The sequence below is a fragment of the uncultured Limnohabitans sp. genome, from assembly GCF_937889215.1.
GTDB lineage: Bacteria > Pseudomonadota > Gammaproteobacteria > Burkholderiales > Burkholderiaceae_C > Limnohabitans_A.
This window is the reverse complement of sequence record NZ_CALBEX010000419.1, coordinates 1-9,214: the sequence shown is the minus strand read 5'-3', so window position 1 is coordinate 9,214 and position 9,214 is coordinate 1. Positions and strand designations below refer to the sequence as shown.

Below are 9,214 nucleotides of genomic sequence, written 5' to 3'. Positions count from 1 at the left end.
CAGAAAGATCAAACCGCCAAACACTTTCTTGACCCTGTCGCCATGCGCCAGCACTTTGTCGCGCACCGACTGAAAGCCCCGACGCGAGGCGTAAGCCACCGCCACCAAAGGCAAAGCCGCACCCAGGCCGAAGATACCCAACACAATGCCCCCACGCAGCGCACCACCTTCGCTGGCCACCAGCGTCAAGGCCGATGCCAACAAAGGGCCGGAGCAAGGGCTCCAAACCAAGCCCAACACCGCGCCCAAAAGCAGCGCCCCCCAGAGCGTGTCGCCTTGCAAGCGCGAAGACATGTTGTTGGCACCGCTGGCCAAGGGCATCATCCATTGGGTAAAACGTTCATTGAGCGCAGGCACCCACATCATCACACCCAAGGCCATCAGCAGCACGGCGCCAAACAAGCGCACATGGTCGCTGTCCAGGCCAATCACCGGCCCCAAGGCACCGATCACAACCCCTATGCCCGCAAAAGACAAAGCCATGCCCAAGCCCATGGCCAAAGGGGCCAGGCGATTGCCCTGTGCAGCACCCCCCAACACCATCGGCAAGATGGGAAAAACACAAGGCGACAAAGTGGTCAAGCTGCCAGCAAGCAAGCTCAAACCCAGGTGACTGACGGGCAAATCCATGATGCGTCTTTCAGTTCAGAGGGGCGTTCACTTGGCCGACAGCAAAGCTGTCTTGAGCGCCTGCGGATCGGTCACGCCACCCGAGCGGTGCTTTTGCTCTTGGCCCTTGAACACGATCAAGGTCGATTGCGAGCGAATGCCCATTTCGCGCTTGAGTTCACGCTCCTTGTCGTGGTCCACCACCAGTAAGGTGCCCGGCACGGTCGCGTCGTCCTTGAATGTGTTGAATACCCGCTCTTGAACCAAGCAAGTGGGGCACCACTTGGCGTGGAAGTGCAGGCTCACGGCTTCGCCGGCTTGCTGCTTTTGCGCCAAGATTTGGGCGCTGTAGGGCACGATGTCCAAGGCGTGCGCCGGGGCCATCCAGGCGCTCAGGGCCAAGGTCAAAAGCGCGAGGGTTTTGGGGGCGAGGGTTTGGGTCATGGTTGTTCCTTGTCTTGAGTTCACCGGTCTGCGGCTGGAGGCTGATGAGCCCCATACGCCGGTAAACATCATTTCGAAGCAGGCCCTTGTAAAGTTACAGGCTGATCCCGTTCAGGAGCAAAAAAAGCGCTGAGTTGTTGTCTGGTTCGGGTTCAGAATGTGACCCATTCACACTCAAGCTTTGGACTGCAAACGCAGCTGCACCCAAGCATCCAGCGACAAGCGCCCCGGCCCCATGAACACCAAGGGCAGCAACATGGCCATGTAAATCACAGGCAGCTTGAAGTTGCCAAAGCCGTCGTTGGTCAAGGCATAGCCCTTGAGCAACTCGCTGAAGGTGGCCCAGGACTCAGGCCAATGGACGCTGAGCATGGCCACGACGGTGAGCACGATCAGGGATGCCGAGAAAAAGCGCGTCCCCAAACCGATGACAAGGGCGATGGCCCCCACGACCTCAAAGCCCGTGGCCAAGGCCCAGTTGAGGTCGGCAGGGATCAAATGAAAAGGCCAAGGAAATTGGTCTTGGATGTCGGCAAACCAGTTGCTGCCGTGCAGCTTCTCGAACCCGGCTTCGCCATATTCCCAAGCCAAAATCAGCCGCAGGCTGAGCAAGCCCACCCACAGGCCGAGCAGATCGAGTGCGCCGATGCCCTGACGGGCTATGTTCAAAGTGTTTTTCATGTGCGTGTTCCAAGTAAGACGCCTTGCTCGCGCAGGCTGATGAGGAGTTGTTGACCAAAGCCCATCAAGGCTTGTGGGTCGGGGTGGTTCATGTCGGCAGCCAGTTGCGCAAAGGCTTGTTGGCCGCTCAGGCCTTGGTCCAGCAAACTGAGTACGTGGGCCGTGACGGCATTGATCTCGGTAAATTGCACGTCCAGCTGTGCATCGCGGAACACCACCAAAATTGTTGGTTCTGATTTGCGTGGCTGCCAGTCGGGTCCGATGCGGTGCACTGGCCAGGGGCTGACCACATCCACTCGTGCCGGGTTGATCAGCACGCTCGCTTGCATCATGTTGCCCTGGGGGTCGTGCGCAGGGGGCTGGGCGTCCATCACATCGACGGCGAGTTCGGCCCATTCATAACGCGCCAGATCGGCCAGCCAGACCGGCAAGGGCTGCGCGATGTGGTGCTCTGAGAGGTATCGCACAAACTCCCGCGGGATCTCGCGAAACCAGGGCGTGTGGGATGGCCAATCACGGTAAAAGGTGCGGCACAGCCTGCGCCAGCGGGTCTCGCCCAACAGCTGTCGGCAAACCGGAAAACAACTGTCGACAAAGCCGCACACGTTGTTGAACAGCAGCTCGTTGTAAACGGTCATGCGCCGCGCAGGTACACCCGCAGGTCGCCGTGTGTGGTGCGGGTCGCGCAGGTGCTGCGCCAGATCGCGCTGAAATTTTTGAAACGCCAGCATCACGCCACCTTTTGGCGCTGCGCGCTGCGGGATGGTTTGGACTGGCCAAACGCTTGCTGCTGCAAGTGGGCGATGTGCGCCACCTCTTGCGTGAGCGTCTGCAAATCGGGGATATTGAAATCGCGCTCCAGGCAAGTCGGCACCGGGTGACCCATGCGCGCATAAGCGGCTTGCAACAGTTGCCAGACCGGGTCGATCACATCGCTGCCGTGTGTGTCGATCACCAACCCATCGTCTTCCACGTAGTGGCCCGCCACATGCACATAGCAGGTGCGCTCCAGAGGCAGCTGCGCCAGATAGGCGTGCGGGTCAAAGCCAAAGTTACGGCTGTTGACATAGATGTTGTTCACATCCAGGTGGAGCAGGCAATCGGCTTGCTCGACCACGGCGCGCACAAATTCGGGTTCGGTCATTTCGGCACCGGGCGGTGCGATGTAGGTGGACGTGTTTTCCACGCCGATGCGCATGCCCAGAATGTCTTGTGCGCGGGCGATGCGCTCAGACGTGTAACGCACGGCTTCCTCGGTCATGGGAATCGGCAGCAAGTCATACAGGTGGCTGTCGTCAGCGCACCAGGACAGGTGTTCGGTGAAGAGTGTGATGCCGTGCGTGCGCATGAAATCACGGGTACGGCGCAGCAGGATTTCGTCCAGGGGTCCAGGGCCTCCCAATGACAAAGACAAGCCATGGCACACAAAGGGATAGCGCTCGGTGAAGGCGCGAAAATCACGCCCAGCCTTGCCACCCATGCCCGCCCAGTTTTCCGGGGCCACTTCGAAGAAGTCGATGCTCTGAGGCACTGCCTGGCGCAAAGCCGGGATCAACTCGCGTCGAAAACCCAAACCTGCCCTTGGGGCAAGCGCGTTGGTAGGAGGGGTGTAGGAATCCATGGTCATGGTGCTCGAAAGGGGGGGGTGGAAGCAGGGCAGTCAGCCCTTGGCGCACCCCCGATGGGTGTGCAGACCAAGAAACTGAACTCCCTCCGACTGACTTGCTGGCTTACTTCTTCTTGTCACCGCCGCACTTGCCTTCACCGCACTTGCCGTCTTTGGCTTTGCTCTTGTCAGCACCGCACTTGCCTTCGCCGCACTTACCATCCTTGGCCTTGGTGGTCTTCTTGTCAGCGCCACATTTGCCTTCACCACACTTGCCGTCCTTGGCCTTGGTATCGGCTTGGGCCACTTGGTAGCCAGCGTCCAGGGTCTTGGCGGCAAAGGGGTTGCCAGCAGCGTGTGCGGGCAGCAAGGTGGCTGCGGCAAAGGCAGAACCCAAAGCGATGGTGATGAGGTGTTGTTTGTTCATGAAATGCTCCTGAAAGTTTGAGGTGGGGTTGATGACCGCTTTGAGCTGTACCGTGTGGCACTTGTTCATCGCTGTCATGGTGTAATCCGCTCCGGAAGATTCAAAAGTTACGGAAAATGCATGCCATTTGTTTCCTTTTGTATCTGTAACTTTTTCACCCCTTTGGACGAACTGACTTGAGCGAAAGCCTGCAAACCCAAGAAGCCGAACTGCACGCCGCATGGATGCAATCCCTGCAAGGCGATCACGCCAGTTACCAACGTGCCCTCGGCCTCATGAGTGGCCATGTGCGGCGCTTTCTGCAAAAGCGAATGCAATCACAACTCAGCGATGTCGAGGACCTTGTGCAAGAAACCCTAATGGCGATCCATCAAAAGCGCCACACCTACCAAATTGACCAGCCCTTGACGGCCTGGATGTATGCGGTTGCGCGCTACAAATGGGTGGACCATCTGCGCGCCCACGGCCGACGCGAGGGTCTGCATGACGACATCGACGACTGGTCCGAAACCTTGTCAGTGGACAGCGATGAAGAGGCCAGCGATGCGCACAAAGACCTGGAGGTTGTGTTGGCCGATTTGCCGCTGCGCCAACGCGAGGCCATCGAACACACGCGCTTGATGGGTTTGTCGATCACCGAAACCGCCGAACGCACTGGGCAAAGTGAAGCCTCGGTCAAAGTCAACATCCACCGGGGCCTGAAAACCTTGATGGCCAAATGGGGAGCCAAAGCATGAAAACGAACGACCTGATTGCCTTGCTGGCCAGCGACACGCTGCAGCCACAAAAACCTGTGCGCCAACAACTGCTGCGTCAATTGGTGCTTGGTGCAGCGGTCTGTGGCTTGCTGTTGTTGGCCGTGTTTGGCCTGAACCCGCAGATGGACCAAATGGCGGTGCACCCGGCCTTCATCACCAAGATGCTGTGGCTCACGGCCTTGATGGGTTTCAGCTTGTATGGCTTGTTTCGTCTGGCCCGTCCGGGTGTGGGGCCCGGTCATACCGTGTCGGGCATCGGCTTGGCGCTAATGGCCATGCTCAGCCTGGGCATGCTGCAACTGCTTCAAACCGATTCAGCAGGGCGCTCTGGCCAGTGGATGGGTGGTACCTGGGAGGTCTGCTCGGCCAGCATCGTGGCCTTGTCTTTGCCCGTCCTCGGTGCTTTGCTGTGGGCCTTGCGGCAGCTGGCCCCTACGCGTCCAGCCCTGACGGGCGCGGTGGCAGGCATGCTGGCAGGCAGCTTGGCGGCCAGCATTTATTCATTGCATTGCCCAGAAACGAGTTTGACGTTTTTTGCCCTCTGGTACGAGGGCGGTATCGCCTTGGTTTCTGCTTTGGGTGCGGTGTTGGGCGCGCGTTGGCTGCGCTGGTAAAAAGGCTGCTCGACGCTCTTTCAAACCACACCCGCCAGAGGCAAATTCAACAACAGGTTTTGTGGCTTGAGTTTGAGCAAACCTTGCTCGTTCATCGCCAGGCCCAGATAAACCGGCTTGCCCTGCACGTCGGTGCGCATGTCAAGCGGGTCTTCAAAGCGCAGCTTGAACAGGCTGATGAGTTGTTGTTGCCGCTGGGCTGACAGCTCGGTGCCTTGGTACAAATCATTGAGCAAAGCGGTGGCCGTGGCGTCCAAGCCTACATGCCAACGCCAAGCAGGATCGTCCACTTTTTGCACGGGCTCAATGTGCACAGAAACGCCCAAAAAGTGCTGCACCCACAGCGCCAGCACGCCCGCCAGCGCTTTCAGGCCGGAGCGGGCATTGACCATTTTCAGGATCAAGCCGTGGGGCAACTCGTTCTGGATTTCGTGCGTCATGTCGAGCAAGAAGGCGTAGCGCCCCAAGCCTTCGCGTTGCGCGAGGTAGCGCTCTTCGTTGTCTTTGTGCAGCACCTTCACATCGACGGCCTTGAGCGGCGCGCCGCCTTCCATCAGCAAGCGGCCCATCTCACCCAAACCGCCGGTGGCTTGCAGGGTGTCGAGCGTGTCGCTGTCACCTGAAAGCACACGGCCATCGCGTACCGTAATGCGTTGGCGGCGAAACAGCAGCTCTGCAGCGCGCCACACCCAAGCGTCCTGAACATCGGCCAGAACATTGCATACGATGGCTTGCACCACCAAGTCGATGAACAGGGGCGGCAGCTGGATGTTGCCGCTCTGGATCCAGCCCATGTAGGCCGCTTCGAGTGAGCCTGCGCTTTCCACTTCATCGCGAAAGCGCAGAAACAGTTTGTAATTTTCACGGACATCGTCGTCCTTGAAATGTTTGTAGTCTGCAGGGGTGACCTGCATGTTGGGCATCTTGGTCAGGGCGGCATGCAAACGCTTTTCGGCCTTGCACGATTCGGGCACCAACGCCAGCTCGGGGCGCTGCAGCCACAAGCGCCAATAGTCGGGGCTCGCGCTGAGCCAGCCGCGTGCATTGAGGGTCAGGTGTTGGTGGCCACAGGCCGTCCAGAAAGTGTGCATGGCTTGGGCCTTAAGGGGCGCTGCGCGATGGCCGAGTATGGCCTGGCGCATTGTCGGCTGATGGATGATGGTCAAGGGCGTGTGATTGCGTCATGCCCACACCACCCGGTCGCACAGTTCGTTGGAAGGCGCTTGCCCCACTGGGAGCGGGCAGTGCTGGACCAGCAGTGCCGAGACCTCTTCGAGGGCCTGGGTCAGGCCATTTTCAAAATCAGACTGACGCAGTTGCGTGCCCAATTGCCGCACCACGTTTTGCCAATGGCCATCTGGCACATGGCGGTTGATGCCCCGGTCGGCGACGATCTCTACCCTGCGCTCAGCCAGCTGCAAGTAGATCAGCACGCCGTTGTTGTGCTCGGTGTCCCACACACGCAGTTTGCCGAACCAGGCCAAGGCGCGTTCGCGCACCACCGCCTCCACTGGGGCCACGCGCACAGCACGAAACAAGTAGCTGTTGGGCAGTGCCCCTTCGATGCACAACACCACTTGGCCTGTGTGGCGCGCCTCGCTGGCCATCACACGCGCCTGCAGCCGCCTGGCCATGGCGGGCGGCACGGCGTGTTCGGCAGCACGCTCAGGCGTCCAGCGGTGACGCCACCAACGCAGCCATCGGCGTCCGATTGCTTCTTGTGCTTGCATCACCAGCTCCCGGAGGCGCCGCCGCCCCCAAAATTACCGCCACCGCCCGACGAGAAACCACCGCCGCCCGAGCCACCCCAGCCACCATGCGATCCCCGGCCCCAACCACCCGAACCGGCGGTGTTGCCGGCCCCGCCTCGATGTCGACTGCGGCTGACCGACGCGCTGGACAAAGCCTGCATGAACAGTGCGGTCATCAAGCCGGCCATGCCCGCCAGCCCCGCCAACCACAACAAGCCGGTCATGTTCCAGGCCAAAAAACCGGCTGCCCCAGCTGCAGCCATGGACCCCAGCCGGTTGCCCAAGATGCTGCGCAGCACGCTGGCCACCAAGGGCACGGCAACGAGCAAGAGAACGGTCAGGTCCAGCCAATCCACGCCACCCGTGTCGACACGCTGCGTGCTTGCTGCAGGCAGGGGCAAAGCCTCGCCTTCAATGCGGGCTTGCAAATGCGCCAAGCCTGCACGCAGACCACCGGCCACATCGCCCTGACGAAACGCGGGCGTGATCACTTGATCGATGATGCGCTTGGCGGCCAAGTCGGGCACCGCGCCTTCGAGCGCTTTGGCTGGCGCAATGCGCAAGCGCCGGTCATTCAGGGCCACCACCAGCAACAGGCCGTCGCCGACCTCCTGGCGACCAATCTTCCAGTTGTCACCCAGTCGTTGGGTGAAATCGGCAATGTCTTCAGGTGCTGTGCTGGGCACCAGCAAGACCACGATTTGTGTGCCGCGCTGCTGCTCAAAGGCCAGCAGCTGCTGCTCAAGTGCGGCCACATCAGCGGCAGCCAAGGTGCCGGTTTGGTCCATCACCCGCGCAGTGAGGGCGGGGACGGGCAGCAAGGCTTGCGCCCATGCAGGCGACAAGGCTGCGGCCCCAAGCGCCACGCACAGCGACAACATGGCCCAAGTCCGGGACCAAGCAGGCCAGGCCGCTTGCTGGCGCATGTGCGCCTGCGTCACTTGCCGAAATCCACTTTGGGTGGCGCACTGAGCGCCGCTTCATTGGCCACCGTGAAATTGGCCTTGGGCGCGTAGCCAAACACCTTGGCGGTCAGGTTGCTAGGAAAGCTGCGGGCCAACACGTTGTAGTCTTTCACGGCAGCGATGTAGCGGTTGCGCGCCACGGTGACGCGGTTTTCGGTGCCTTCGAGCTGCACGCGCAAATCGGCAAAGCCCTGGTTGGCTTTGAGGTTGGGGTATTGCTCGGACACCACCATCAGGCGGGACAGGGCGCTGGACAATTCTCCTTGCATGGCCTGAAATTGTTGCAGCGCCTGGGGGTTGGTCAGCACCTCGGGGGTGATCTGGAAACTGGTGGCTTTGGCTCGGGCCTCGATCACTTGGGTGAGGGTTTCTTGCTCGAAATTGGCCTCGCCTTTGACGGTGGCCACGATGTTGGGCACCAGATCGGCACGGCGTTGGTATTGGTTGAGCACCTCGGACCACGCGGATGTCGTCTGCTCATCCAGGCGCTGGAAATCGTTGTAGCCGCAGCCTGTCAGGCTGAGCGCCAAGGCCGCTGTGGCCATCCAGGCGCTGGCGCGGATCGCGAATCGGTTCATGGTCAAATTCTCCAAGCTGTGTGACAAACGAAAAGCTTACACCATGAGTACGTGTACGCACATGCGTGTGGGTCAACAAACCACGCATTGGCTAGGGCTGCGGCCTGCGCCCTGGCACACGGCCTCAGAGCCGACGTCAGAGGTTGGGCGCGAGCAAGCGCTGCAGGTCTTTGACCTGCACACCGCTGCGCTGGGCCAGATCTTTCACTTGGTCGTCGCCCACTTTGCCGACGCTGAAATACTGCGCTTCGGGGTGAGCGATGTAAAAACCACTCACGCTGGCCGCAGGCGTCATGGCCAAGCTCTCGGTCAGGCCCATGCCAATGTCCTGGCACTGCAGCAAGTCAAACATGGCTTGTTTGGCGCTGTGGTCGGGGCAGGCAGGGTAGCCAGGCGCAGGGCGGATGCCCTGGTATTTTTCGGCGATCAACTCTGGGTGGCTGAGCGCCTCGCCTGCGGCGTAACCCCACAAGTCGGTGCGCACTTTTTGGTGCAAACACTCGGCCAGCGCTTCAGCCAAACGGTCAGCCAGAGACTTGAGCATGATGGCGCTGTAGTCGTCATGCGCGGCCTCAAAAGCCTCGGCGCGTTTGTCAGCACCAATGCCCGCGGTGACAGCGAACACACCGACATGGTCTGCCACCACGCCATGCGGGGCGACAAAGTCCGCCAGGCAGCGGCTGGGGCGCATCACGCCTTCAATGCGTTGCTTTTCAGTCTGCTGACGCAGGCCGCGCCAGGTCATGGCAACTTGACTGCGCGACTCGTCGGTGTAAAGCGC

At 60.5% G+C, this 9,214-nt stretch carries 13 protein-coding genes; 2 read left to right on the top strand and 11 right to left on the bottom strand.

Translation table 11 applies throughout. From position 1 onward, the window contains the following. The 6 genes from Q0341_RS10785 to Q0341_RS10760 form a co-directional block, all read right to left on the bottom strand. On the bottom strand, positions 1-630 hold a 630-nt coding region (locus Q0341_RS10785; protein WP_299513070.1), incomplete at its 3' end, for a cytochrome c biogenesis CcdA family protein. 27 nt (positions 631-657) lie between these two features. Continuing rightward, the gene (locus Q0341_RS10780; RefSeq protein WP_299513068.1) at positions 658-1,053 is read right to left on the bottom strand and encodes a thioredoxin family protein; all 396 of its coding nucleotides are present in this window, start codon (positions 1,051-1,053) and stop codon (positions 658-660) included. A gap of 174 nt (positions 1,054-1,227) precedes the next feature. Beyond that, positions 1,228-1,734 carry a DoxX family protein gene (locus tag Q0341_RS10775; RefSeq protein WP_299513066.1) on the bottom strand — a complete coding sequence of 169 codons (507 nt, stop codon included), beginning with the start codon at positions 1,732-1,734 and terminating at the stop codon, positions 1,228-1,230. After that, a complete protein-coding gene (locus tag Q0341_RS10770; protein WP_299513064.1) occupies positions 1,731-2,465 on the bottom strand; it encodes a putative DNA-binding domain-containing protein in 735 nt (244 codons plus the stop codon). The genes Q0341_RS10775 and Q0341_RS10770 overlap by 4 nt, the downstream gene beginning before the upstream one ends. Continuing rightward, entirely contained in the window at positions 2,465-3,355 is an 891-nt protein-coding gene (locus Q0341_RS10765; RefSeq protein ID WP_299513062.1) for a DUF692 domain-containing protein, read from the bottom strand. The genes Q0341_RS10770 and Q0341_RS10765 overlap by 1 nt, the downstream gene beginning before the upstream one ends. A 109-nt stretch (positions 3,356-3,464) precedes the next feature. After that, on the bottom strand, positions 3,465-3,767 hold the full coding sequence (locus Q0341_RS10760; RefSeq protein WP_299513060.1) for a hypothetical protein: 303 nt from the start codon (positions 3,765-3,767) through the stop codon (positions 3,465-3,467). 176 nt (positions 3,768-3,943) lie between these two features. Here Q0341_RS10760 and Q0341_RS10755 point away from each other — a divergent pair, with 176 nt between their 5' ends. Beyond that, positions 3,944-4,504: a sigma-70 family RNA polymerase sigma factor gene (locus tag Q0341_RS10755; RefSeq protein WP_299513058.1), complete on the top strand. Its 561-nt coding sequence runs from the start codon at positions 3,944-3,946 to the stop codon at positions 4,502-4,504. Next, positions 4,501-5,139 (top strand): DUF1109 domain-containing protein, encoded by a 639-nt coding sequence (locus tag Q0341_RS10750; protein WP_299513055.1) that lies wholly within the window; start codon positions 4,501-4,503, stop codon positions 5,137-5,139. Before Q0341_RS10755 ends, Q0341_RS10750 begins: the two co-directional genes overlap by 4 nt. 20 nt (positions 5,140-5,159) lie before the next feature. On the opposite strand, the gene Q0341_RS10745 is transcribed toward Q0341_RS10750, so the two are convergent. From Q0341_RS10745 to Q0341_RS10725, 5 genes are all read right to left on the bottom strand, one after another. Beyond that, a complete protein-coding gene (locus Q0341_RS10745; protein ID WP_299513053.1) occupies positions 5,160-6,230 on the bottom strand; it encodes a DUF6352 family protein in 1,071 nt (356 codons plus the stop codon). Positions 6,231-6,320: 90 nt separating this feature from the next. After that, the gene (locus Q0341_RS10740; protein ID WP_299513051.1) at positions 6,321-6,869 is read right to left on the bottom strand and encodes a TPM domain-containing protein; all 549 of its coding nucleotides are present in this window, start codon (positions 6,867-6,869) and stop codon (positions 6,321-6,323) included. Next, a complete protein-coding gene (locus Q0341_RS10735) occupies positions 6,869-7,816 on the bottom strand; it encodes a TPM domain-containing protein (protein WP_299513049.1) in 948 nt (315 codons plus the stop codon). The genes Q0341_RS10740 and Q0341_RS10735 overlap by 1 nt, the downstream gene beginning before the upstream one ends. 11 nt (positions 7,817-7,827) lie before the next feature. Beyond that, positions 7,828-8,433 (bottom strand): LemA family protein, encoded by a 606-nt coding sequence (locus Q0341_RS10730; protein ID WP_299513046.1) that lies wholly within the window; start codon positions 8,431-8,433, stop codon positions 7,828-7,830. A 136-nt stretch (positions 8,434-8,569) separates the two neighbouring features. Then, positions 8,570-9,214: vitamin B12 dependent-methionine synthase activation domain-containing protein (locus Q0341_RS10725; RefSeq protein WP_299513044.1), on the bottom strand; the 645-nt coding region annotated here is incomplete at its 5' end.